Annotated in this window: 20 protein-coding genes; 14 read left to right on the plus strand and 6 right to left on the minus strand. The window is 71.4% G+C overall.

Translation table 11 applies throughout. The features are described from left to right. Positions 1–21: 21 nt before the first annotated feature. Complete coding sequence (coxB, locus tag VF647_25260) at positions 22–1,083, minus strand: cytochrome c oxidase subunit II (GenBank protein ID HEX8455413.1); 1,062 nt, start codon at positions 1,081–1,083, stop codon at positions 22–24. A 662-nt stretch (positions 1,084–1,745) separates the two neighbouring features. Here coxB and VF647_25265 point away from each other — a divergent pair. The 3 genes from VF647_25265 to VF647_25275 all read left to right on the plus strand — a co-directional run bounded on the left by VF647_25265 (position 1,746) and on the right by VF647_25275 (position 6,067). Beyond that, complete coding sequence (locus VF647_25265; GenBank protein HEX8455414.1) at positions 1,746–3,569, plus strand: ABC transporter ATP-binding protein; 1,824 nt, start codon at positions 1,746–1,748, stop codon at positions 3,567–3,569. A gap of 367 nt (positions 3,570–3,936) precedes the next feature. Further along, positions 3,937–4,653 (plus strand): AAA family ATPase, encoded by a 717-nt coding sequence (locus tag VF647_25270; protein ID HEX8455415.1) that lies wholly within the window; start codon positions 3,937–3,939, stop codon positions 4,651–4,653. Positions 4,654–4,765: 112 nt separating this feature from the next. Further along, positions 4,766–6,067: a tetratricopeptide repeat protein gene (locus VF647_25275; GenBank protein HEX8455416.1), complete on the plus strand. Its 1,302-nt coding sequence runs from the start codon at positions 4,766–4,768 to the stop codon at positions 6,065–6,067. A 12-nt stretch (positions 6,068–6,079) separates the two neighbouring features. Here VF647_25275 and VF647_25280 read toward each other — a convergent pair whose 3' ends face one another. Then, entirely contained in the window at positions 6,080–6,232 is a 153-nt protein-coding gene (locus VF647_25280; GenBank protein ID HEX8455417.1) for a hypothetical protein, read from the minus strand. Between the two features lie 120 nt (positions 6,233–6,352). On the opposite strand from VF647_25280, the gene VF647_25285 reads away from it, so the two are divergent. From VF647_25285 to VF647_25315, 7 genes are all read left to right on the plus strand, one after another. Continuing rightward, positions 6,353–7,168: a helix-turn-helix domain-containing protein gene (locus VF647_25285; protein HEX8455418.1), complete on the plus strand. Its 816-nt coding sequence runs from the start codon at positions 6,353–6,355 to the stop codon at positions 7,166–7,168. Between the two features lie 539 nt (positions 7,169–7,707). Next, positions 7,708–8,181: a hypothetical protein gene (locus VF647_25290; GenBank protein HEX8455419.1), complete on the plus strand. Its 474-nt coding sequence runs from the start codon at positions 7,708–7,710 to the stop codon at positions 8,179–8,181. 11 nt (positions 8,182–8,192) lie between these two features. After that, entirely contained in the window at positions 8,193–9,602 is a 1,410-nt protein-coding gene (dacB, locus tag VF647_25295; protein ID HEX8455420.1) for a D-alanyl-D-alanine carboxypeptidase/D-alanyl-D-alanine-endopeptidase, read from the plus strand. Between the two features lie 91 nt (positions 9,603–9,693). Continuing rightward, positions 9,694–10,263, plus strand: a complete 570-nt coding sequence (locus VF647_25300) for a putative metal-dependent hydrolase (protein ID HEX8455421.1) — start codon at positions 9,694–9,696, stop codon at positions 10,261–10,263. A 7-nt stretch (positions 10,264–10,270) separates the two neighbouring features. Then, complete coding sequence (locus VF647_25305; GenBank protein ID HEX8455422.1) at positions 10,271–11,104, plus strand: 1,4-dihydroxy-6-naphthoate synthase; 834 nt, start codon at positions 10,271–10,273, stop codon at positions 11,102–11,104. A gap of 72 nt (positions 11,105–11,176) precedes the next feature. Further along, positions 11,177–11,611 carry an Rrf2 family transcriptional regulator gene (locus tag VF647_25310; protein HEX8455423.1) on the plus strand — a complete coding sequence of 145 codons (435 nt, stop codon included), beginning with the start codon at positions 11,177–11,179 and terminating at the stop codon, positions 11,609–11,611. Positions 11,612–11,688: 77 nt separating this feature from the next. After that, the gene (locus VF647_25315) at positions 11,689–12,543 is read left to right on the plus strand and encodes an SDR family oxidoreductase (protein HEX8455424.1); all 855 of its coding nucleotides are present in this window, start codon (positions 11,689–11,691) and stop codon (positions 12,541–12,543) included. A 182-nt stretch (positions 12,544–12,725) separates the two neighbouring features. On the opposite strand, the gene VF647_25320 is transcribed toward VF647_25315, so the two are convergent. Next, entirely contained in the window at positions 12,726–14,426 is a 1,701-nt protein-coding gene (locus VF647_25320; GenBank protein ID HEX8455425.1) for a DEAD/DEAH box helicase, read from the minus strand. 355 nt (positions 14,427–14,781) lie between these two features. Next, the gene (locus VF647_25325) at positions 14,782–15,321 is read right to left on the minus strand and encodes a hypothetical protein (GenBank protein ID HEX8455426.1); all 540 of its coding nucleotides are present in this window, start codon (positions 15,319–15,321) and stop codon (positions 14,782–14,784) included. Between the two features lie 151 nt (positions 15,322–15,472). On the opposite strand from VF647_25325, the gene VF647_25330 reads away from it, so the two are divergent. The 4 genes from VF647_25330 to VF647_25345 all read left to right on the plus strand — a co-directional run bounded on the left by VF647_25330 (position 15,473) and on the right by VF647_25345 (position 20,663). Next, entirely contained in the window at positions 15,473–15,643 is a 171-nt protein-coding gene (locus VF647_25330; protein ID HEX8455427.1) for a hypothetical protein, read from the plus strand. 146 nt (positions 15,644–15,789) lie between these two features. Beyond that, a complete protein-coding gene (locus VF647_25335) occupies positions 15,790–18,936 on the plus strand; it encodes a hypothetical protein (protein ID HEX8455428.1) in 3,147 nt (1,048 codons plus the stop codon). 871 nt (positions 18,937–19,807) lie between these two features. Then, positions 19,808–20,413: a TetR/AcrR family transcriptional regulator gene (locus VF647_25340; GenBank protein ID HEX8455429.1), complete on the plus strand. Its 606-nt coding sequence runs from the start codon at positions 19,808–19,810 to the stop codon at positions 20,411–20,413. A gap of 97 nt (positions 20,414–20,510) precedes the next feature. Then, on the plus strand, positions 20,511–20,663 hold the full coding sequence (locus tag VF647_25345) for a hypothetical protein (protein HEX8455430.1): 153 nt from the start codon (positions 20,511–20,513) through the stop codon (positions 20,661–20,663). A 70-nt stretch (positions 20,664–20,733) separates the two neighbouring features. On the opposite strand, the gene VF647_25350 is transcribed toward VF647_25345, so the two are convergent. After that, positions 20,734–22,545 carry a hypothetical protein gene (locus VF647_25350; GenBank protein HEX8455431.1) on the minus strand — a complete coding sequence of 604 codons (1,812 nt, stop codon included), beginning with the start codon at positions 22,543–22,545 and terminating at the stop codon, positions 20,734–20,736. Further along, positions 22,542–23,354 carry a hypothetical protein gene (locus VF647_25355; GenBank protein ID HEX8455432.1) on the minus strand — a complete coding sequence of 271 codons (813 nt, stop codon included), beginning with the start codon at positions 23,352–23,354 and terminating at the stop codon, positions 22,542–22,544. Before VF647_25355 ends, VF647_25350 begins: the two co-directional genes overlap by 4 nt. Positions 23,355–23,460: the final 106 nt, after the last annotated feature.

Consider the following 23,460-nt stretch of genomic DNA (forward strand, 5'->3'; position numbering starts at 1 on the left):
CGCGTGCGGCGGGCGCCCGTCTCACTGCAGCGTCTGCAGGTACGCCACGATGTACCGGATTTCCTCGTCCTTGAGGTTGAGGTTCGGCATCTTGGAGCCCGGCTTTACCGCGGGCGGATCCCTGAGCCACTTGCTGAGGTTCTCCGCGTTGTTCTCCAGGATTCCGGCGGCCAGGTAGCGGCGGCGGCCGAAGTGCGTCAGGTTCGGGCCGGTGCGCCCCATGGTGGACGAGTCCCGCGCCGCGCCGTAGCGCAGGGTGTGGCACCCGGCGCACGCGCCCTTGGTCACCAGCTGCTTGCCGAGCATCACCGCCGAGTCCCGCGGGGCGGGGGCGGGCTGCGACTCGTTCTGCAGCCACTGCTGGAAGCCGCCGCGGTCGTGCGCCACCAGCCGCATCTTCATGAGCGCGTGAGAGTCGCCGCAGAACTCGGCGCACTGCCCCAGGTACACCCCCGGCTCTTCGGGGGTGAACATGATGGTGTTCACCTTGTTGGGGATCAGGTCGCGCTTGCCGCCCATCTGCGGCACCCAGAAGGCGTGGAGCACGTCGGCCGTGGTCATGCGGAGCTGCACGGGGGTGCCGACGGGGACGTGGATCTCGTTGGCGGTCACCACCGTGTCGCGCCCGCCGTTGACCGCGTAGCGGAACTCCCACCACCACTGGTACCCGCGCACCTGCACGATGAGCGCGTTGGCCGGGGCCTCGCGCTGCGTGTTGAAGATGCTGCGCACCGTGGGCACCGCGATCGCCGCCAGGATGAGGGCGGGGATGAAGGTCCAGAGCAGCTCCAGGCGGGCGTTTCCGTGCACCTGCTCGGGCTCGGGGTGGCCGGGCTGGTAGCGGAAGCGCCACACGATGTACCCCAGCAGCGCGAACACGAAGAGGCCGACGAGCACGCCCAGCACCAGGGTGTACTTGAACAGCCAGTCCAGCTCCCGCGCGAAGTCGCTGGCGGGGGCGAAGGTCGTCTGCGGGTACGTCTTCAGGTGGTCTTCCCCGCACCCGGCCAGCAGGGTGAGGAGCGCGAGCCCGAAGGCCGGCTTCCAGGGGGAGTACCCGGAGCTTTTCGCTCGTGACTTCATGGACGGTGGAGTCTCGGTGGTCGGATACGGCGTTCGCCCCCGGGGCGCGGGCACCTTCCCCGGCGGGCGTATTCGCGGCGCGCCCGCGCCGGAAAACGGCATTATAGCCGGGGGGCATGCGAGCCGCTAGGCCCGCCATTTCCCCCCGCGCACACAGCCCCACGGAACCGAAATCCTGTTTCGGCAGCGTGAATGTAGCGCCCCCCCGCGCCCTCGTCTGTAGGGAACCGCCCGACAGCCGTGTGGGGCGCCCCCTCCGGGCCCCCTCCCCCCGGCCCCCTCCCCCGCCTGCGGGGGCGCAGGGCGGGTGAGGGGGAGAACTACCCTCCGCCTCACACCGATCCCGTAGGGGCGCGATTCATCGCGCCCGTGCCCGCCTGCGCCCCGACCCTCTCTCTCGCACACCGACGCCGGTAGGGGCAGACCTGCGTGTCTGCCCACCCTCGCCCCTGCCCCGATCCCGCCTGACGCACACGATGCGCGTAGGGGCCGCCCCACGTGGCTGCCCGTGCCATCCCGCGCGCCGTCCGCCGCGGCGCGACCCGTTCCCCGCCGTTGCCGCCGTCGTTACACTTCCCTGCATGGCACCACCACGCACACTGAACGGCACGCGGCGCGGACGCGGCGGGGCCCCACCGAGCTGGGCAGACCGGCGGCGCGCCATGCGCAACCTCCCGCCCTTTCTGCGCATGGTGTGGGAGACGCACCGCGGCTACACGGCCGCCATCGTGCTGCTGCGGCTGCTGCGCGCCTTCATCCCGCTCGCCAGCCTCTGGATCGGCAAGCTGATCATCGACACCGTGGTGCGCTCCGCTGAGTCCGGGAGGCCGGAGTGGCGGGCCGTGGCCACGCTGGTGGCGATGGAGCTCGGCGTGGTGACGCTGGGCGAGCTGCTGGCGCGCGCCGGGGCGCTCCTCGAATCGCTCCTGGGCGACCTCTTCTCCAACCGCATGAGCGTGCGGCTGATGGAGCACGCCGCCCTGCTGGACCTGCAGCACTTCGAGGATCCCACCTTTTACGACCGCCTGGAGCGCGCCCGCCGCCACACCGTGGGCCGCATCGCCCTGCTGAGCCAGCTCCTGGGGCTGGCGCAGAATACGCTGACGCTGGTCACTCTGATAGGAACGCTGCTGGCGTTCTCGCCGCTGCTCTTCGTGCTGCTGGTGGCGGCGGTGCTCCCGTCGTTCCTGGGCGAGACGCACTTCGCGGCGCTGGGCTACTCGCTCCTCTATTCGTGGACGCCGGAGCGGCGCAAGCTGGACTACTACCGGCTGATCGCCGCGTCGGACAAGACGGCCAAGGAGGTGAAGCTCTTCGGCCTGTCGCGCTACCTGATCGACCAGTACCGCGCGCTGGCGGACGACTTCTACCTCGCCAACCGCGCGCTGGCGATCCGGCGTGGGGTGGTGGGGATGGCGCTGTCGCTGGTCTCCACGTTGGGATACTATGCGGCGTACGGCACCATCATCTACCGCGTGGTGCTGGGCCGCCTCACCATCGGTGACCTGACGCTGCTGGGCGGGACCTTTTCGCACTCCCGCACGCTGATCCAGGGGATGCTCCTCTCCACCTCGGAGCTGTACGAGCAGGCGCTCTTTTTGGAGGACCTCTTCGTCTTCCTGAGGATGCGCCCGAGCATCGCGGCCCCCGTCCAGCCGGCGCCCTTTCCGCGCCCGATCCGTGACGGTTTCGAGTTCCGCGACGTCTGGTTCAGGTACCCCGAAGCGTCGGAGGAGGGCGCACGAGCCACCGCCGAGGACGACGAGTCCGCCTGGGTGCTGCGCGGCATCTCGTTCCGCGTGGCGCCGGGCGAGAGGCTCGCGCTGGTGGGGGAGAACGGCGCGGGAAAGACGACGCTCACCAAGCTGATCACCCGCCTGTACGATCCCACGCGCGGCGAGATCCTGCTGGACGGCGTTCCGCTGCGCGACTACGATCCGGCGGAGCTGCACGCCAACGTGGGTGTCATCTTTCAGGACTTCGTGCGTTACGACATGGCCGCGGAGGAGAACATCGCCGTGGGCCGCATCGCGCTGCTGGAGGCGGACCCGGAGGGATCGCGCGGCGCCATCGAGGACGCGGCGCACCGCTCGCTGGCGGCGGAGGTGATCGAGGCGCTTCCCGAGCGCTACCGCACCATGCTGGGCCGCCGCTTCGAGGGCGGGGTGGACCTGAGCGGCGGGCAATGGCAGAAAGTGGCCCTCGGCCGCGCCTACATGCGCGATGCCCAGCTCCTGATCCTCGACGAGCCCACCGCCGCCCTCGACGCGCGCGCCGAGTTCGTCGTCTTCGAGCGGTTCGCGGAGCTCACGGAGGGCAAGATGGCCATCCTCATCTCCCACCGCTTCTCCACCGTCCGCATGGCCGACCGCATCCTGGTACTGGAGCACGGCCAGGTGCTGGAGGAAGGCACGCACGACACCCTGGTGGCGGGCGGGGGGCGGTATGCGGAGCTGTTCGCGCTCCAGGCCGCGGGCTACAGGTGAGGAAAAGTGCGTGAGTGCGTTAGTGCGTGAGTGCGTTTTCTACAGGACGCCTCGTCGCCCATTTTGTCATCCTGAAGGAGCCGCATCACCGTCCTCTGCTCGGACACCAAAGATGGGCGGCGACTGAAGGATCTAGCCCGCGTGGCACGAGGGCGGCGCAATGGAACAACTCCTCGCTCCGCATAGTAAATCCTCAGCCATGCGCGACTGCGCGCACGTGGCTGAGGGCACGCCGCGCTAGAATGCGTTTTGACATAAATGGCGGGGACCGTTCGTTATCCAGCGCACCAACGCACTAACGCACTAACGCACTAACGCACTCCGCCGTCCCATGCCGCTCCCCCACCTACGCCTGGAACGCGAATGGGTGCCGTCCTTCGACGTGTACCCGTTCAGCCTTCCCGCCGTACGCGGCCTGGACACGATGCCCCTCCACCCCGCGGTCACCTTTCTCGCCGGCGAGAACGGATCGGGAAAGAGCACGCTGCTGGAGGCGGCGGCGATCGCGCTGGGGCTGAATGCGGAGGGCGGAGGGCGCAACATCCGCTTCGTGACGCGGCCGTCGCACTCCGTGCTGCACGGGTATCTGGACCTGGGGCTGGCGGGGCGCCGGCCGCCCGACGGATTCTTTTTGAGGGCGGAGAGCTTCTTCAACCTCGCCACCGAGGTGGAGCGGCTCGACCGGGCCAAAGCGTTCGGCGGCGCGCTCGCGAAGGCGTACGGAGACCGCCCGCTCCACGAGATGTCGCATGGCGAGGCCTTTCTCGCGCTCTTTGAAAACCGGATGAGCCGGCCCGGCGTATACCTCCTCGACGAGCCTGAGGCCGCCCTCTCGCCCGCCCGGCAGCTCTCGCTGCTGGGGCTCGTGCACCGCATGGTGGCGCGCGGATCGCAACTGATATTTGCCACCCACTCGCCTCTCCTCCTGGCCTACCCGAACGCCTGGATCTATGCGCTGGGAGCGGAGGGGATCGAGCGCACGCCGTACGAACGGACCGAGGCGTATCGAGTGACGAGCGAGTTCCTGGCCCACCGCGGCCGCGTGCTCGACGCGCTTCTTGCCACGCCCGACACGCAATCTTAATCGTCGCCCGAAATCGGAACCCTGTTCCGCGGAGCGAAACCTTCTTACTTTCTGGCCGGAAACACCGCAGCACGCGTTCCGTTTCCGATTTCCTACCCCTCCGGAGCCCATGATGAAGCTCTCGCCTCCACGCTCCACGCGCGCGCGCACCGGCCGCTGCTACGTCCCGACCGTTCCGCTCACGCGGCGCGGAAGCGGGCCGGAAGGGGCCGAGATCCTACAGGAGATCCCCGGCGAGCTGGGGGTGCTGCTGTGGGCCACGCTGCGCGACGTGATGCTCTACCTGGGCGCGCCCGCGGCGGAGCGGGGTGGGCTCTTTCCGGCGGACGCGGGCGAGGAGCGCCGGGCGGAGATCCGGGCGTGCGGGGCGGATCCGTCGCTCTGGGCGCCCCTGCTGGTGGTGGCGGAGATGATGGGAGCGCCGGAGGAGGCGAGCCGGGCGCGGGTGGCGCACGCCTGCCGCGCCATCGCCCGCTGGGCCGAGGGCGATGCGCCCGCCACGCGCCTGGCCTTTTCGCAGGCGGCGGCGCTGGCCCGCCCAGGCGATCCGCGGCTGGCGCTGGCCACCGCGCGCCTCGCCCGCGACGCCGCGGACCACGCACGCGCGGAAACGTGGTTCCGCCGCGCCGTGAAGCTGGCGCGCGGCAAGGACTGGGAGTCGTACGGCTGGGCCTTCGTGGGGCTGGGGGTGCTCTACCACCGCGGCGGCAACTACCCCGCCGCGCGCGCCGTGGTGGGGCGCGCGCTGCGCACCGCGCGCCGCCGCCGCATGCGCGGGCTGGCGGGGGCCGCGCACCACGAGCTCTTCGTGTTCGCGCTGGACGCGCACCGCGTGGACGAGGCGTACGCGCACGCGGAGTCCGCGGTGCAGGCGTATGGGCCGGCGCACCCGCGTCTCCCGGCGCTGGCGCACGACGTGGGCTGCTTCTGGTCGCAGCAGGGCTACTTCGGCCGCGCGCTCCCCGTGTTCGAGCAGATCCTGCCCTGCTTCACCGAGCCCACGGCGCAGGCGCTGGTGGTGGCCAACGCCGCGCGCGCGGCTGCGGGCGCCGGCGACCGGGCGCGCTACGAGGAGAACCGCGCGGCCACCCTCGCGCTGCTGGATCGCGGCTCCGCGTGCGCCCCCGTCGCCGCCGAATCGCTCCTGCTGCTGGCGCGCGCGGACAACACGATGGCGGAGTGGGCGCGCGCGGAAGAGACGGCCTCGCGCGCCGCCGGCATGGCGGCCGCGCGAAACGAGAGCCACACGCGCATGCTGGCCGAGGGGCAGCTCGACTCCGCGCGCCGCCGCCTCGCGGTGCGCACACCCGCGGCGGAGGAGCCGGCCGAGATCGCGCGGGACGCGGAGCGGCTGGCCGGCGAGTTCGGCCGTTTCCTGCGGCGGCGTTCGGAGCTGCAGTCCGCTCCGGCGTAGGCGCGGCGCGGCTCAGCCGCCGCTCCCCATCGTGCCGTTCCCGAGCTCCTGGGCTTTCGCGGGCGGCGCGACGCTGTCGACGTCGGGCCCGGTGATGCTGTCGGAGCCGCAGGCGGTCAGCAGACAGATGAGGCAGGCGAGTGGAAGGATGCGCACGATCTTCATCGTTCGGCTCCGGTGTGGGAATGGGGTGTGAGCGGGAAGCTGCGGAAAGGTGCGCCCGTAAGTGGTGGCAGGTCAAGACGCGTCGTAAAACCTACGCTATCGGGACAGCAGATGCAGACGGTGATCCGACCGGTGTTCCTGCTCCACGAGGACCCGGATCTGAAGTCGCGGTTGTGCGGCGTCCTGAGCGACGCCGAGGAGCTGGTGCGGGTGCCGGACTGGGACTCGCTGCGCGCCTCGCTGCGCCGCGCGCCGGCCACGGCCATCAGCGTGGTGGACCCCCGGCACGAGCCGCCCGGCGAGCTGCGCGTGCTGCTGGAGGAGTTCCCCTCGGCCACGGTGCTCGCGGTGGTGAGCCCCGCCCTGGGCCGCGGCGACACGCTGCGCGAGCTCTTTGCCTGGGGGGTGGCGGACGTGATCGTGCGCGGCCGCGAGGATACCGTTCCCGCGCTGGCCCGCCGCGTGGACGGGGTGCGGGCGCGCACGGTGCACCGCCTGCTGGAGCGTGCCCTTCCCCGCACGGTCCCCAGCCGCTCGCGCGCGCTGCTGGCCGCGGCGGCGGAGACGGTGGCCGCGGGGGGGCTCGCGGCGGAGCTGGCGGCGGCGCTGGGGGTGAACGAGCGCACCGTCCTCCGCTGGTGCGAGCGCGCCGACCTCCCGCCCCCGCGCCGGCTCCTCGCCTGGCTGCGCCTCCTGCTGGCCGCCGAGATGCTGGACGACCCCGGGCGCACCGTGGGCGCCATCGCCGGGGTGAGCGGGTACGCCAGCGCGGTGAGCCTCAAGGCGGCGTTCAGGCAGTTCGTGGGGATGACGCCCCGCGACGCGCGTGAACGGGGTGCGTTCGACACCGTGGCCGCGGGATTCGCGGGCGAGCTCTTCCGGCTGCGCGAGGCGGCGCGGGAGCAGGGAAGGCCGGAGAAGACCTGGTTGAACTGATGAGGTCGGGCCCGGCGCGGGGCGGGAGGAGGGCGCGCGGGGTGGTGTTGGAGGGCCGCACTGGGAGGGTGCGGCCCGCCGCGTTTTCGGGCGCGGGAAAGGCGGGCCGGCGCGGGCGGCGCGGATCTGGGGGGAGGTGGCGGCGCCCGTGGGCCAGGATCAGCGCGGGGGGATGATGGCATGATAGTCGGGCGGGGGTGTTGTGACAATATTGACGGTTTGGATGCGGGGGCTGAGGGTGGGCAGACACGCAGGTCTGCCCCTACGGATTTCGTGTGCGGGGGGCGGGGGGTGGGGAGGGGGCGGGCACGGGCAGCCACGTGGGGCGGCCCCTACGGGATATGCGCGTGCGTCGGCGGGGCCGGGCACGGGCGGGCCCACCGGGTCTGCGCGGGCATACCGGGAGGCGACACTGTTCGTGGAGGGGCGGGCGGGCGACGGGCGGGGGGATGGGGTGGTGGCACGCGCGTTGCTCCCCTGCACGGCTTCCGCGGCGGGTTGCCGCACGTCACAGTTTTCGAGCGAACCCAGACCCTTCGATGGCTTTGCACCTCTTCTCCACCCCCGTGCAGTGCACCAACTGCAACACGGTGGTGGATGACCCCACGCTGGAGCGCTGCCCCAACTGCGGCAACCTCCTCAAGGAGCGCCGCGCGCCCCGCCGCCTCGCAGGGCTGGAGGAACGCTACGGGAGCATCCGCATCCTGCTGGGGGTGCTCCGCTTCCTCGCCGTGATCATCCTGGTGGTCGGCGGCGTTGCCTTCTTCGGCGCGCTCGGCGGCAACCGGACGGATGGGATGGAGGGGGTCGGCATCCTCCTCTCCAGCGTGCTGGGCGCGGTGGCGATGTTCTCCATCGCCGCCTTCTTCGAGCTCACCATGGACATCGAGGAGAACACGCGGGCCTCGTTCAGGCTCCAGCAGCAGATCCTGGAAGAGCTGGGCGAGACGCGGCGCGGCGCCGGGGCCACGGTGGAACCCGCGGGCCCGGAAGGGCAGACGGCCGCACGATGACGAGGGGGAGGATGTGGGCCGCGGCCATCGCCGCGGCGCTGGGCGGGGCGGCGGCCACGGTGGGCTCGGCGGGTACGCAGGGCGCGGCGGGGCCCCTCCAGGCCCAGGCCGACGCCGTCGTGCCCAACAAGAGCGAGTGGACCATCATGGCCTACTCGCTGGACCGCAACCAGACGCTGTTCGCCATCAACGCGGAGCAGCCCAAGGTCCCCGCGTCCAACAACAAGGTCTACTCCTCCATCTGGGCGCTGGGGGTGCTGGGGCCGGACTACCGCTTCCCCACCGACCTGCTGATCAACGGCAACATCCAGAACGGCGTGCTGCAGGGCGACGTGATCATCCGCGGCTCGGGCGACCCCGGCTTCGGCTATCCGTCGTACGAAAAGGACAACCTCGACCCGCTGCGCACCATGGCGCGGCGTCTCAAGGCGCTGGGGATCAACCAGGTGACCGGCAGCGTCATCGGCGACGCGACGATCCACGACCGGCAGAACTTCGGGCCCGCATGGCCGCTGGACACGGGGATGGGCGCCGCCCACTACGCGCCCACGGTGAGCGGCCTCCCCTACCAGCGCAACATGCTGTGGGTGGAGCCGAACGGGCAGGGGCCGAACGGCTTCGTGCTGCACCCGGACGTGCCGGAGATCCCCGTCGTCTGGCAGAGCCGCGGCGGGCGCGGATACGCGGTGCGCAGGCCGGAGCAGGACACGGTGCGGCTGCGCGGCGGCATCGGGCGGCCGGGGACGCGCTTTCCGGTGGGCGCGTTCGAGCCGGCGCTGCTCGCCCCCGCCGCGCTGCGCCAGGCCATGCGCGAGGCGGGGATCCAGGTGAACGGCGCGGTCAAGCTGCAGCGCACGCCGCGCGGGGCGAAGCTGGCGCACCGCCACCTCTCGCTGACGCTCGCCGAGATGGTGCCGCAGCTCAACCAGCACTCGGACAACTTCTTCGCCGAGCACTTCTGGAAGGCAGCGGTGGCCAAGACCACCGGCCAGGGAAGCTACACGCGGGGCGGCCCGGCGTCGGCCAACTTCTTCCACCGCAACGCCGGGGTGCCGTACGGGCAGCTCTGGCAGGCGGACGGGTCGGGACTCTCGGCCAACAACCGCACCAGCGCCAACTCGATGGTGATGACGCTGAAGTTCGCGGACAAGGCGCCGTACTCGCGGGTGTTCCACGAGTCGCTGGCCGTGGCCGGCGACCCGGGCGGCACCATGAAGCGGATGTTCGTGGGGACGGCGGCCGCGGGGAACCTGCACGCCAAGACGGGCTACATCCGCCAGGTGCGCTCGCTCTCCGGCTACGTGAAGACGGCGAGCGGCGAGCGCGTGGCGTTCTCCTTCATCTACAACGGCCGCAACACCTCCGGGGCCCGCGGCGTGCAGGTGGCGCTGGGGAACCTGCTGGCGACGTATCGCAGGTAGCTGGTCTCAATCGCACTGTGGGGAACCGGGGTCCGGCGCGGGTTGGCCGGGCCCCAATCGTTTGCGCCCCGCACCGGCCGCGGGGTAGCTTGTGCGCCGTTTCCAGCGACACCCCGGCTACCAGGAGGCGGCATTGGAGCAGAACGACCCGCGGTTCCCCATCGGCAAGTTCCGGCTGGAGGGCGAGGTCACGCCCGAGCGGCGGCGCGAGTGGATCGCGCGCATCGAGGCGGCGCCGGCACGCTTCCGCGCGGTGGTGGCGGCGCTGGGCCCGGATCACCTGGACACGCCCTACCGCGAGGGCGGATGGACGGTGCGGCAGCTCGTGCACCACCTTCCGGACAGCCACATGAACGCGTACGTGCGCTTCAAGCTGGCCCTCACGGAAGACAACCCCGCCATCAAGACGTACGACGAGGCGCTCTGGGCGAACCTCCCCGACACGCGCGACACGCCGCCTGAGGTGTCGCTGGCGCTGCTCGACGCACTTCACCTGCGCTGGGTCACCCTCCTCAGCTCGGTGCAGGATGCCGAGTGGAGCCGCACGCTCAAGCACCCGGAGTGGGGCGACATGCCGCTGAATTCCGTGCTGGCGCTGTACGCCTGGCACGGGGATCATCACACGGCGCACCTCACGGGTCTGCGCGAGCGGCTAGGGTGACCGGGGAATGAGCGACGTGCTGACGCTGGGGTATTCGCCGTGCCCGAACGACACCTTCATCTTCGACGCGCTCGTGCATGGGCGGATCGAGGTGGATGGGCTTCGCTTCGAGGAGCGGCTGGAGGACGTGGAGACGCTGAACCGGCTGGCGGCGGAGGCGGCGCTCGACGTCACCAAGATCTCGTACGGGGCCATCCCCGGGCTGCTGCGCGACTACGTGCTCCTGCGCAGCGGCGGGGCGCTGGGGCGCGGGTGCGGGCCGCTCGTCGTGGCGCGCCGCGAGATGGATGCGGCGGAGCTGGCGAATGCGCGCATCGCCATCCCCGGGCGCAACACGACGGCGAACCTCCTCCTACGCCTCTTCGCGCCCGATGCGGCGCCGGGAGTGGAGCGGGTGTACAGCGACATCATGCCAGCCGTCGCGCGCGGCGAGTTCGATGCGGGGCTCATCATCCACGAGTCGCGCTTCACCTACCCGCAGCACGGGCTGGTGCGCGTCGTGGACCTGGGCGAATGGTGGGAAGCGACCACCGGCCTCCCGATCCCCCTCGGCGGCATCCTGGCGCGCCGCGCGCTGGGCGAGGACGCGATCCGCGCGGTGGAGGACGGCATCCGGCGCTCGGTCGAGTTCGCGTTCGCCGATCCCGAGGCGTCGCGCCCGTACGTGCGTGCCCACGCGCAGGAGATGGACGACGTCGTGACGCAGCAGCACATCGACCTGTACGTGAACCGCTTCTCGGTTGATGTGGAGGAGGAGGGCGCGCGCGCGATCGAGGCCCTCTTCGCGCGTGCCCGCCAGGCCGGCGTCATCGACGCAGAGGTGCCGTCGCCTTTCCTCTGAGCCGTTCGCGGCGTGCGGGGTTGACCGCGATCTTAAATGTTACTATCATGGATACACACAACGGAGGCGCTGATGAACAGCCGATTCACCGTCGCGGTCCACATCCTGACGCTGATCGCCCGCAGCGAGGGGACGCCGGTCACCTCGGAGTACATCGCGGGGAGCGTGAACACGAACCCGTCGCTGGTGCGGCGGCTCCTGTCGCAGATGACGCGGGCGGGGCTGACCACGTCGCGGATGGGCGCCGGCGGGGGCGCGCTGCTGGCCCGCCCCGCGGAGCAGATCACGCTGCGCGACGTGTATCGCGCGGTGGATGAGGGCGAGCTCTTCGGCCTCCATCGCGAGCAGCCGAACGCGCGCTGCCCCGTGGGCCGCAACATCCAGCCGATGCTGGAGGCGCGCTTCGATGCCGCCCGGCAGGCGCTGGAGTCGGAGCTCGACCGCACCACCATCGCGGACACCGCCGCGGAGATCGGCGCGCGGGAGGAGCAGGGCGCGGCACGCTGACCCAGCCGCGCCGGTATGTGTATCAACCACAGATACAAACCGAACCACAACTCGCCCGGCCACGGGCAGGAGCCAACATGATCGCAGTCACCGGAGCCACCGGCCACCTCGGCCGCCTCGTAATCGAGAACCTGCTGGAGCGCGGCGTCGCGGCCGGCGAGATCGTCGCGCTGGCGCGCAGCCCGGAGAAGGCGCGGGACCTCGCCGCGTGCGGCGTGCAGGTGCGCGCGGCGGACTACACGCAGCCCGACACCCTGGCCACGGCGCTGCAGGGCGTGGAGAAGCTGCTCCTGGTCTCGGGCAACGAGCTGGGGCAGCGCGCGGCGCAGCATCGCAACGTGGTGAATGCGGCTCGCGACGCGGGCGTCCGGCTGCTGGCGTACACCAGCATCCTGAACGCGGACACGGGCAGGATGCAGCTCGCCGTGGAGCACAGTGCGTCGGAGGAGATCATTCGCGCGTCGGGGATCCCGTTCGTCTTCCTGCGCAACGGCTGGTACCTGGAGAACTACACGGGCAGCCTCGCCTCGACGGTGGAGCACGGCGCGCTTCTCGGCAGCGCCGACGACGGCGGGGTCAGCGCGGCGTCTCGTGCGGACTTCGCGGCCGCGGCGGCGGCGGTGATCACCGGGAGCGGGCACGAGAACCAGACGTACGAGCTCGGCGGCGACCCGTTCACGCTCCCGGAGCTCGCCGCGATCATCGCGCGCGAGAGCGGCCGCCCGGTCGAATACAGGAACCTCTCCGAGGATGCCTACACCGGGGTGCTGGCGAGCTTCGGGCTGCCGGAGCCGCTCGCCCGCATGCTGGCCGACTCCGACCGTGGCATCGCGCGCGGCGAGCTCACCACCGACCGCGACGACCTCCGCCGCCTGATCGGCCGTGCCCCGACCACCCCCAGCGAAGCGGTTGCCGCCGCCCTGCGCGGGTAATAGGGAATAGTCTCACGCAAAGGCGCGAAGGCGCAAAGAACGAAATTCGTGTCTTTCCCTTGGCGTCTTTGCGCCTTCGCGTGACATCTTGATCCTCTGGGTGAAGGAATAGCAAAGAGGCGCGGGGGAAACTCCCCCGCGCCTCTCTCCGCGTCTCCGCGCCTCCGCGTGAGCCCCGCGGTTCAGTCGTGCGAGCGGCGGATGGAGACGGGGCGGCCCTTGATGGCGGCGCGCGACATGGTGCGGATCACGTGGTCCGCGTGCTCCTCGGCCACCTCCACCAGGGTGAACTGGTCGGCGATCTCGATGGAGCCGATCCCCTCTGCGGGAATCTTGGCCTCGCCGACGATGGCGCCCACGATGTCGCCCGGGCGGATGCCGCGGCGGCGGCCCACTCCGATGAAGAGGCGCGTCATGTCCGCGCGCGGACGGCGCCCGCGCGGGGGGCCGTCACGGCCCGGACCGTCGAAGCTGTCGCGCCGGCCGCGGGGGCCGCGGGTGTCGTCGTGCGGGCGCTGGGGCCGGTTTTCCCACTGCGGGATCTCCACCTCGTTCTCCGGCTCCTCGCCGCGCGTGGCGTCGGCCGCCAGCTTGGCCGCGGCTGCCGCGATGTCCAGCGGATCGTAGCCGTCCTCCGCAAGCGACGCCGCGATCTCGCGGTAGCCGTCGAACTCGTCCTCCTCGATCGTCTCGCGAATGGCGGAGCGGAGCAGTTCCACGCGCCGCGCGCGCAGGTCGGCGACGGTGGGGACGCGGGCGACCTCGATGGGGCGGCCCACCACCCGCTCGATCCCGCGCAGCAGCCCCTGCTCGCGCGGCTGCACCAGGGTGATGGCCGTCCCCTCGCGCCCGGCACGGCCCGTGCGCCCGATGCGGTGGACGTACACCTCGGGCGTCTGCGGGATGTCGTAGTTGATGACGTGGCTCACGTGCTCCACGTCCAGCCCGCGCGCAGCCACGTCGGTGGCAATCAGCAGGTCCGCGGTGCCGTCGCGGAAGCGCTTCATCACGCGGTCGCGCTGCGCCTGGTTGAGGCCGCCGTGCAGCGCCTCCGGCCTGTAGCCGCGCACCGAGAGCGCCTCGTTCAGCTCGTCCACTTCGTTGCGGGTGCGGCAGAAGAGGATGGCGGAGGTGGGCGCCTCCAGGTCGAGCACGCGGGCCAGCGCCTCCAGCTTGTACGGCCGCGGCACCACGTACGCCGCCTGCCTCACCAGCGGCGTCTCCAGCTTCGGCGCGCGCACGGTCACGCGCACCGGGTCGCTCATGTGGCGCGCGGCGAGCTGCGCGATGCGGGGCGGGAAGGTGGCGGAGAAGAGCGCCGTCTGCCGTCCCGCCGGGGTCTCGGTGAGGATCGTCTCGATGTCCTCGATGAACCCCATGTCCAGCATCTCGTCCGCCTCGTCCAGCACCACGTAGCCGACGGCGGAAAGGTCCAGCGAGCCGCGGCGGATGTGGTCCAGGATGCGCCCCGGGGTGCCCACCACGACGTTGACGCCGCGGCGCAGCTCGCGGAGCTGGCGGTCGATGGGCTGGCCGCCGTACACGGCCAGCACGCTCACGCCGCGCTTGGCGCCGTAGCGGTGCGTGGCCTCGGCCACCTGCACGGCCAGCTCGCGCGTGGGCGCCAGAACCAGCGCCTGCACTCCGCGCAGGTTCGCGTCGATGCGCTGCACCAGCGGCAGAGCGAACGCGGCGGTCTTGCCGGTGCCGGTGGCGGCCTGCCCCAGCACGTCGCGCCCGGCCAGGAGGGTCGGGATCGCCTCCACCTGGATGGGGGTGGGCTCTTCGTACCCTAATGCTTCAAGCGTCGCCAGCACGTCGGGCTCCAGCCCGAGCTCGGTGAAGAGCGGTGCGGCGGCGGCTTCGGTGTTCGTATCGGTCAACGGGTACTCTCCTGCGATCGGCGGTTTGGTTCACAATCCTGCAATCTCGCGGAAAGGGCGGCGCGGGGCAACGGAAGTGCGTTAGTGCGTGAGTGCGTTCTCGCCCACCCCGCGTTCCCGCTGGCTGGGGCACCGGCACCGCGCGGCTGCGGGCACGGGCAGCCACATGGGGCAGCCCCTACGAAACCCCGGCCCTGCAGCGAGAATGGCGGCGCGGGCAGGGGCGGGCAGACACGCAGGTCTGCCCCTACAGGAATCGCGCGGTCATGCAGGGCGCGGGGCGGCGTCAGGCACGGGCGCGATAAATCGCGCCCCTACAACATCTGTGTCCCCCATTCCCCATTCCCCATTCCCCTCAATACCCGTACGCACCCACGTCCGGCTCGCGGGCGAAGGCGCGGAAGGCGTCGTCGGGGTCGGGGTGCGCTTCCAGGAGGCCGCGGACGCGGCGGAAGGAGAGGCGCAGCATCCGCTCGCGAAGCATGTCGTCGGTCGGGGTGGGCGGCTGGATCAGCCATCCGGGCGTGTACTTGTCCGTGGTCGGCTGCGAGGGGGCGTTGTCGAGGCCCTCCTCGGGGGGCGCCACACCCAGGCCGCTGCGCACCAGCTCGAAGGCCAGCATGGGGTCGAGCCCCTCTTCCAGGGCGATGTCGTACATCATATCCGCCAGCTCGGGCGACATGCCGACCGCGCGGGCGTCGCCCATCAGCTCGGCGCGGCGGCGCACGCCGTCCGGCGAATCGGAGGGCTCGCCGCTCCCCAGAAGGAGGCTCTCGCTTCCGAAAAAGGTGTCGTCCGCCCGGCGGCGGCGGCGGCGCTCGCGGTACGCCTCCAGCACGTGCCCCGCGTGCGTCTCGTTGTCCATCTCCCCCGCCGGTCCTTGCGGCTCCGTCACGTATCCTCCCGGTCATCCGTTGTCTGTGCGGCACTCGCCCGCCGGCCCACCCCGCGCGCAAGGGACGGACCACCGGGGAACGGAACGGCAACTGCGTGAGTGCGCTCGGTCCGAACGCACTTACGCACTCACGCACTAACGCACTCCCCCCATGGCCGAAATCCGTGTAGAACGCACGCGCAAGCTTGGAAAATGGCCCTGGCTCGTCGGGCTGCTGGTGCTGGCGCTCGCCATCTGGGGGCTCGCGGAGATCCTGGGCGAGGACGACGGCGGCGACGTGGTGGAGCAGCTCGACCAGGGTGCCGCGACTGGACCGCGCTGAGGCACAACTTTTCGCGGGTGCGCGGGGTACGGTAGATGCATTGCACAACGCACAGGCGCGGGAGCCTGGCGGCGCGGCAAGATGCCGCGCTCCCGCCGCGCATGCACGACGGTCGTCCCCCCCATGGCCGGGTAGAGGAGATCCCCATGTCCGTTCCATTCCGACGCGCCACGCGCTGGGCCGTTGCCCTCTGCGTGGGCGCGGTATCCGCGGCGGCGTACGCCACACCCGCGTCCGCGCAGTACTTCGGGCGCAACCAGGTGCAGTACCGCGAGTTCGACTTCCGCATCCTGCGGACGACGCACTTCGACGTGTACTTCTACCCGGAAGAGGAAGCCGCGGCCCGCAACGCCGCCCGCCACGTGGAGCGGTGGTACTCGCGGCTGTCGCGCGTGCTGGACTACGAGTTCGAGAACCGCCAGCCGCTGATCCTGTACGCCAGCGCCCCGCACTTCCAGCAGAACGCCATCACCGGCAACCTGGGCGAGGGCACGGGCGGCGTTACGGAGGTGTTCAAGCAGCGCATCATCCAGCCGTTCGGCGGCACCGTCCAGGAGACGGACCACGTGCTGGGCCACGAGCTGGTGCACGCCTTCCAGTACGACATCACCGGCGCCGGGCGCGCCGGGGCAGGGCTGGAGCAGGCGGCGCAGCGGCTCAACAACCCCCTCTGGTTCACCGAGGGGATGGCCGAGTACCTGTCCGTGGGCCCGGTGGACCCGCACACCGCCATGTGGCTGCGCGACGCCGCGCTCACCGGAAAGGTCCCCACGCTGAGGCAGCTTACCTACGACCCGCAGTTCTTCCCCTACCGCTGGGGGCAGGCGCTCTGGTCGTACGTCGGCGGGCGCTGGGGCGACGCGGCGGTGGGGCAGATCCTGAAGCAGGTGGGCCAGGGGGTTCCGTACGACGAGGCGTTCGAGCGCATCCTGAACGCCGACCTGGAGACGATCGTCGAAGACTGGCAGACCTCCATCCGCCGCACCTACCTGCCGCTGCTCACCAACCGGCGCGAGGCGCGCGAAGAGGCGCGTCCGCTGATCACGCAACGCGGCAAGGGCGGGCGGTACAACGTGGGCCCGGCGCTCTCGCCGGACGGGCGCCAGGTCGTCTTCCTATCCGATCTGGACGGGCTGGACGTGGAGCTCTTTTTGGCCAACGCGGAAACGGGCACTATCGTGCGGCGGCTGGTGAAGGGGCCGGCGTTCGACGCGCACTTCAGCTCGCTGCGCTTCATCAACTCGGCCGGGGCGTGGGCGCCGGACAACCGCCGCTTCGTGCTCTCCGCCCAGCGGACGGGGAGCGACGTGCTGGTGACGCTGGACACGCGCAACGCCAGCATCATCAGGGAGTACCGCATCCCGGGGGTCAGCGAGATCTCTTCGCCTACTTGGTCGGCGGACGGCAACACCATCGCGTTTTCGGGGAACAGGGGCGGGATCACGGACATCTGGACGGTGGACGTGCGCACCGGGCAGGCGCGGCAGCTGACGGACGACCTGTACGGCGACCTGCAGCCCGCCTTCTCGCCGGACGGGCGGACGATCGCCTTCGCCACGGAGCGCGGGGTGTCGCTGGACTCGCTGCGCTACCAGCGTGACGTGCGCGTGGGGCTGCTGGACGTCGCCACGGGGGCGGTGCGGATCGCGCCGGCGCAGGACCGCAGCAAGAACATCAACCCGCAGTGGTCGCGGGACGGCGCGGCGGTCTACTTCATCTCGGACCGCACGGGGATCCCCAACGTGTACCGGGTGGATCTCGCCGGCGGGCGGCTGACGCAGGTGACGAACCTGTTCACCGGCGTGAGCGGCGTCACGGCGCTCTCGCCCGCGCTGAGCTCGGCGACGCAGGCGGACCGGGTGGTCTTCTCGGCGTACGAGCGCAGCAACTTCAACCTGTACTCCATCGCCAATCCCACGGAGCTGGCGGGCACCGATCCGCAGGCACCGCAGATGGCGAGCGGGGTGCTGCTGCCGGCGCTCCTTCCGCCGTCGCCGCGGCCCACGGAGCCGGCGTTCAACCGGGTGTCGGCCACCATCAACGACGTCGCCACGGGGCTTCCCACCGAGGCCGAGGTGGCCCAGTACGCGGTGGTGCACTACAGCCCGCGCCTGTCGCTGGACTACCTGGGGCAGCCGCAGGTGGGCGTGTCCGGGAGCTCCGGGGTCGGCGGGCAGCGCGGCGGGCTGTACGGCGGCATCGGCGGCATCTTCAGCGACGTGCTGGCGCGCCACACCATCTACGCCACCATACAGGCGCAGGGGCGCATCGAGGAGATCGGCGGGAGCGCGGCGTACATCAACCGCGAGCACCGCTGGAACCTGGGCATCGCGGCGCAGCGCATTCCGTACGTGGCCGGCGGATACCGCCAGGGCGTCGATCAATCGACGGGCCAGCTCATCACGCAGCGGATCACGTACCGCCTCTTCGACACGAACGTCAGCGGGATCGCGCAGTACCCGTTCTCGCAGGTGCAGCGGCTGGAGTTCTCGGCCGGGGCGCGGCGGATCGCGCAGGACCTGCGGACGGAGGAGTTCACTTCGGGCGGCGCGTTCAACGAGGAGCTGGAGTCGCTTCCGGGCTACAACCTGGGCGAGGGCTCGGCGGCGCTGGTGTACGACAACTCGCTCTTCGGCTACACCTCGCCCTTCGCGGGGATGCGGTACCGGTTCGAGGTGGCGCCCACCATCGGGACGCTCCGCTTCACGCAGGTCACCACGGACTTCCGGAAGTACTTCTTCCTCCGCCCGCTGACTTTCGCAGTGCGCGGCTGGCACTTCGGCCGCTACGGGCGCGACGAGGCGCGGCTGAGCCCCATCTACCTGGGCTATCCGCAGATCATGCGCGGCTACTCGCAGGGGAGCGTCACCAACGCCTGCATCGACCAGCTCAACGCGGGCATCCCGCAGGGGAGCGCGGTGGAGTGCCGTGCGCTGGAGCAGCTGCGCGGAAGCCGGTTCGCCGTCGCGAACGCGGAGCTGCGCTTCCCGCTGATCCGGCAGGTGGTGGTGGGAGGCGGGCTGGGGCTGCCGCCGATCGAGGGGATCGCCTTCTTCGACGCCGGCACTTCGTACGGCGACGTGCTGACGGTGAACAACGAGGTGCTGGAGACGCGCCCCAACTTCCGCCGCGGCCCCGCCCCCGAGGCGAACGACCGCGGGCTCTTCACCAGCGCCGGGGTCGGTGCGCGGGTGAACCTGTTTGGATACGCGGTGCTGGAGGGTGTGTACGTGAACGCGCTCGACCGGCCGACGGGGTGGCACTGGCAGTTTTCGCTGCAGCCGGGGTTCTAGCGACGGAAGTGCCTAGTGCCTAGTGCCTAGTGCCTAGTGCCTAGTGCCTAGTGCCTAGTGCCTAGTGCCTAGTGCCTAGTGCCTAGTGCTAAGTGCTAAGTGCTAAGTTAGGTGAGCAAGAGGGCCGGGGCGATTCCCCGGCCCTCGTGCGTTGTTGCGTTCTTGCGTCGCGCGGGTGGTGCCGTGTGGCCGGCGGCGGCGGCGGGGGATGCGTCGCCGGGGGGATGCGTCGCCCGGGGTATGCGTCGCCGGGGGATGAATCCCCCGGCTGGAACCACGCGAAGCCGGCTGAAGCCGGCTCGTGCGGCACGTAAACTTTGTCATCCTGAGCGACGCGCGGCTCAGGCCTCGCCGCGGCTCCAAGCTTTCGCGCGGAGCGAAGGATCTACTGCGCGTGTAGCGAGAACCGCGGTGTTAAGCGATTGCCGGCCCGGCGTGCGGTAGATCCTTTAGTCGCCGCAGAAGCCCGGACGGTGCGCCGAGGGCGGGCTCCCCAGGATCACGCGCATGGGCGGGAATGCGAGTCCGCGAAGGCGTCGCGAAGGCGGACTTTGCGTGGGTCCAGCGGCGAATTCATTCGCTTCTGGATGCGGGCCTCCGCGTATGCACGGGGTACGGGCAGCCACGTGGGGCAGCCCCTTCGGGATCGGTGCCGGGGGGCGAAGGGTGGGGCCAGGGCGAGGGTGGGCAGACACGCAGGTCTGCCCCTACGAAATTTGCGGCGCACGGAGAAGATCCAGGGGATTGTGCGCGAGGAGCAGGTCGAGGTGGGGGCGGGCACGGGCGCGTTGAATCGCGCCCGTAGGAAGGTTTATCGTGGGCACCCGGTGCAAACCTTTCGCGCCTTGGGACGGGGGCGTAACTTCCGCGCATGAGCGACCGCCCACTTCCCGAGAACCGCGAAGCACGCCGACGCGCGATCCTGGAGTCGGCGGTGCGCGTGTTCGCGGAGAATGGTTTCTTTGCCGCGCGCATTCGCGACATCGCGGCGGGGGCGGGGGTGGCGGAGGGGACGATCTACCTCTACTTCGACGGCAAGGACGACCTCCTCCTCACCGCGTTCCGCGACAAGGTGGCGGAGTTCTGCGCGTCGGTGCGGGACGTGCTCTCGTCTTCGCTGCCCTTCCAGGAGAGGCTCTCCAGGTTCGTGGCGCACCAGTTCGAGAGCATCGAGGCCGATCCGCCGCTGGCCACCGTGCTCCTGCTGGAGAGCCGGCAGTCGAGCAAGTTCTACGGCGGGGCGGTGCGCGACGTGCTGCGCTCGTACGCGCAGGCCATCGACGAGCTGCTGGCGAGCGGTCAGCACTCCGGCGAGCTGCGGCCCGACGCGGACGTGCCCCTCGCCCGGCGCATGCTGATCGGCGCGCTGGAGGAGATCGAGCTGGAGTGGCTGCTGGGCGACCGCACCCGCCCGTTGGTGGCGATGGCGCCGCGCGTGGCCGCCACCTTCTTCCGCGGCCTAGCCACCGTCGGCTGAGGCTTCTGGACATCGGGGCGGGGGGGCGATAGAATACGCCGTCGCCTCATCAGGGAACCAACCGCGGACCCGGTCCGCGCAGCGAAACGAGCGAGCCATGGCCGATCTGAACGTCCGCACGGAAGCCCAGCCGGTGGTCGAGGACGACTACACGATGGTGGAAGTGATCCTCTGGGTCCTGGGGATCCTGATGATTCCGCTCGTCCCCATCCTCATGGTGGCGTTCCTGACCCCGTTCAGCGGGATGTAGACGGAGCACGGCTCCGTACCAAAAGGCCCCGGCCCGCAGTGCGAGCCGGGGCCTTTTTGCGTGCGGTCGCTTACTCCGGCCGCGGTCGGGGGGCGGCGCCCGGCACGCTCGCCTCGCCCGGCGCGCGGGTGCGGCCGAAGTCGGGGACGCGCGCGGCGGGGATCGCGGCGGGACGATCTCCCTCGCGGCGCGTGGAAGGGCGGGCCGCGGTCCGCTCGCCCGCGGGCTTGTCGCGCGGCCGCACTTCGGCGGCGGGCACGGAGGGCTCACCCATCAGCGGCGCCAGCTCGTCGGCGGTGGCGACGGGGCCGGCGTGGGCGAGGCGCTCGTAATCGCCGCTTTCCGCGCCCCACACGCGCCGGTGGACGATGCGCGTGGCGCCCGCCTCCAGCGACACGCGCCCCAAGTCGAGTGTCTGCGCGACGCTGCCGTCGGCGGCGAGCACCTGAATCTGGACGTCGTGCTCGCCCGGCGGCAGGGTGAGGCGCGCCACCGAGATGCGGTCCGGGAGGAGCGACCAGCTTCGCGTGTCCGCGCGCTCCATCACGTTGCCGGCCAGGTTCACGGCGCGAGCGGCCAGCCAGCCGAGCGCCTCGCTCTCCTTGTTCCCCTTCTTCTCCGCCTCGCGCGCGGCCAGGTACTTGGCGACTCCGCGCGTCACCATGCGGGCCACCATCGCGGGGCGCTGCGCATCCCACCGCCGCGTCACCGCGGACGACAGGTCGGAGGCGGCGACGGGGACGCCGGCCGTGTCGCCGTCCAGCACCAGGCGCAGGGCGGAGGGGGCGCACGCCTCCAGCCGCGGGACCGCCCACGCCAGCTTGAGGATGTGGGCGCCATCCAGCGCGTCCGCGAGCAGGAAGCGCTCGTCCCAGGTGGCGCCCCAGCGCGCCTTCTCCGCCAGGTTCGACAGGAGGTGCGCCGCCACACGCGCGGTGGACTGGGTGATGCGCGCCGCGTCGCCGCTCTGCAGCGCCTCCACCTCGTCCGGCGGTATGGGGACGTGGATGTCCGCGGCGCCGCGGTGCGCCACCCATCCCTCCTCCACCAGCACCACCAGCTCCGCGTCGTCCGTGCCGCCGTTGAGCGCGGGACCGGCCACCTTGTAGCGCACCGCGGCCGATTCGGCCACCTCGCGAACACCGGCGGCGCGGGCCGCGCGGTAAAGCTCGATCCCCAGCGTGGCCGGCGGCGCCGCGTCGTCCCGCGAGCAGGCGTCGTAGCCGCGCTCCGCCTGGCGGTAGGAGACGAGCGCATCGCGCCGCTCCCCCGCCCCGTCGTACACGAGACCCGTGAGGTACTGCACGAAGCCCTCGCCCACGCAGGGCTCCTTGCTCCCCTGGCGGATGCGCTCCAGGTATGCGTTGGCCTTGCGCGCCTCCACCAGCGTCCCTTCACCGCCACCGAGCGCCAGGTAGTTCAGCATTCGGTAGTAGGGGATCATCGCCATCTCGGCGGGGGGCGGGGTGTACGCCGCGACGGCGTCGTTCACCAGCACCATCGCCGCCTGCCGCGTGACGGAGCGGGTGAAGCGCCGCTCCGCCTCTTCCTCGGCCCACTGGAAGGCGGCGTTGCTCTCCTCCCACTTGCCCGCGTGGTGCAGAACGACGCCGAGCTGCAGGTGGCGGAGGAGCTCGTCGCGCGGGGCGACCCTGCTGCGCTCCTGCAGCATCTGGAGCGCGGAGTCGGCGCGCCCCTCCATCAGGTAGTGGCGAAGCCAGGCATCCGTCTCGCCAAGCGTGGAGCTGAGGAGCGGGGAGTTGGCGGGGAGCGCCTCGGGGGCGGGACGGGCGGGGTAACGCGCCCCACCGGCGCACCCGGCGACCGCCGCCGCCACGAGGGCGGCGGCGATCGCGCGCAGGGCGGCGGGGACGGGTCTCATCGTCCGCCGCGCTGCAGGACGATGATGCGCTGCTGCGCCACGATGGCCGCCTGGTACAGGTGCGCGTAGGCGTCGCCATGCGCGCGGATCTTCTCCAGCTCCAGCTGGTGGAGGAAGAGCTGGTAGCGGATGGTGGCCTCGTAGGGCCGCAGCTGCTTGTCAAGCGCCCGCGCGATGCGGAGCGTCGTCTCCGGGTTGCCGGCGTCGATCACGTCGGCGCGGTCGTAGCGGTCCAGCGCCGCGCGGAAGTCGCCGCGCGCCGCGAAGTCGTCGCCTTCGCGAAGGAGCGCGGCGGCGCGCGCACGCGAGCGCCCGGCCTGCGACGCGTCGCCGGCATTGGCCACCAGCCGCACGCCCTCGGGCTCCTGGTAGGCGATGGAGCGAACGCGTCCCTCTTCCATCGTCACGTACGCCACCGGCGCCACGCGGTCCGCGGGAAGGTGCGCTTCGTCGCGGGCGACAAGCGTGGTGGTGCGCCCGTCGCCGCGCGTCTCCCAGGCGGCGGCGCCGCTGCGGGTGGCGGCCAGCACCTGCGCCTGCGTCATCCCCAGCGCCAGCTCGCCGCGGGCGATGGCCTCGCAGGTGGCGCCGGCGCACGACGCCAGCGCGGCTGCCTCGTTGCGGTTGCGCTCCCCGGCCAGCCGCACGCGCTCGGACTCGCCCTCGGCGCGCGCCCGCTCCACCGTCTCGTCCGCATGCGAAGGAACGATGGCGCCGTTCGCCTGGATGGGCCGCACCGGCTGCATCCGCGGACCGCACGCCGCGGCCGCCGTGAGCAGCGCCAGCGCCGCCAAGTTGAGGTGCTTCATGGTGATCGTGCTCCTGCAGGGGTGGGGAGAGTGGTTCGGTCGCCGGCGTGGACAGCTTGGTGCGTGAGTGCGTTAGTGCGTTAGTGCGTGAGTGCGCGCGTCACCT

This window comes from Longimicrobium sp. (assembly GCA_036387335.1).
Lineage (GTDB): Bacteria > Gemmatimonadota > Gemmatimonadetes > Longimicrobiales > Longimicrobiaceae > Longimicrobium.

Bases quoted from the DNA above. Each gene is read 5' to 3' on its own strand.
- coxB (HEX8455413.1), bottom strand. From the start codon at position 1,083: ATGAAGTCACGAGCGAAAAGCTCCGGGTACTCCCCCTGGAAGCCGGCC.
- VF647_25265 (HEX8455414.1), top strand. From the start codon at position 1,746: ATGCGCAACCTCCCGCCCTTTCTGCGCATGGTGTGGGAGACGCACCGC.
- VF647_25275 (HEX8455416.1), top strand. From the start codon at position 4,766: ATGAAGCTCTCGCCTCCACGCTCCACGCGCGCGCGCACCGGCCGCTGC.
- VF647_25280 (HEX8455417.1), bottom strand. From the start codon at position 6,232: ATGAAGATCGTGCGCATCCTTCCACTCGCCTGCCTCATCTGTCTGCTG.
- VF647_25290 (HEX8455419.1), top strand. From the start codon at position 7,708: ATGGCTTTGCACCTCTTCTCCACCCCCGTGCAGTGCACCAACTGCAAC.
- dacB (HEX8455420.1), top strand. From the start codon at position 8,193: ATGTGGGCCGCGGCCATCGCCGCGGCGCTGGGCGGGGCGGCGGCCACG.
- VF647_25305 (HEX8455422.1), top strand. From the start codon at position 10,271: ATGAGCGACGTGCTGACGCTGGGGTATTCGCCGTGCCCGAACGACACC.
- VF647_25310 (HEX8455423.1), top strand. From the start codon at position 11,177: ATGAACAGCCGATTCACCGTCGCGGTCCACATCCTGACGCTGATCGCC.
- VF647_25315 (HEX8455424.1), top strand. From the start codon at position 11,689: ATGATCGCAGTCACCGGAGCCACCGGCCACCTCGGCCGCCTCGTAATC.
- VF647_25330 (HEX8455427.1), top strand. From the start codon at position 15,473: ATGGCCGAAATCCGTGTAGAACGCACGCGCAAGCTTGGAAAATGGCCC.
- VF647_25335 (HEX8455428.1), top strand. From the start codon at position 15,790: ATGTCCGTTCCATTCCGACGCGCCACGCGCTGGGCCGTTGCCCTCTGC.
- VF647_25340 (HEX8455429.1), top strand. From the start codon at position 19,808: ATGAGCGACCGCCCACTTCCCGAGAACCGCGAAGCACGCCGACGCGCG.
- VF647_25345 (HEX8455430.1), top strand. From the start codon at position 20,511: ATGGCCGATCTGAACGTCCGCACGGAAGCCCAGCCGGTGGTCGAGGAC.
- VF647_25350 (HEX8455431.1), bottom strand. From the start codon at position 22,545: ATGAGACCCGTCCCCGCCGCCCTGCGCGCGATCGCCGCCGCCCTCGTG.
- VF647_25355 (HEX8455432.1), bottom strand. From the start codon at position 23,354: ATGAAGCACCTCAACTTGGCGGCGCTGGCGCTGCTCACGGCGGCCGCG.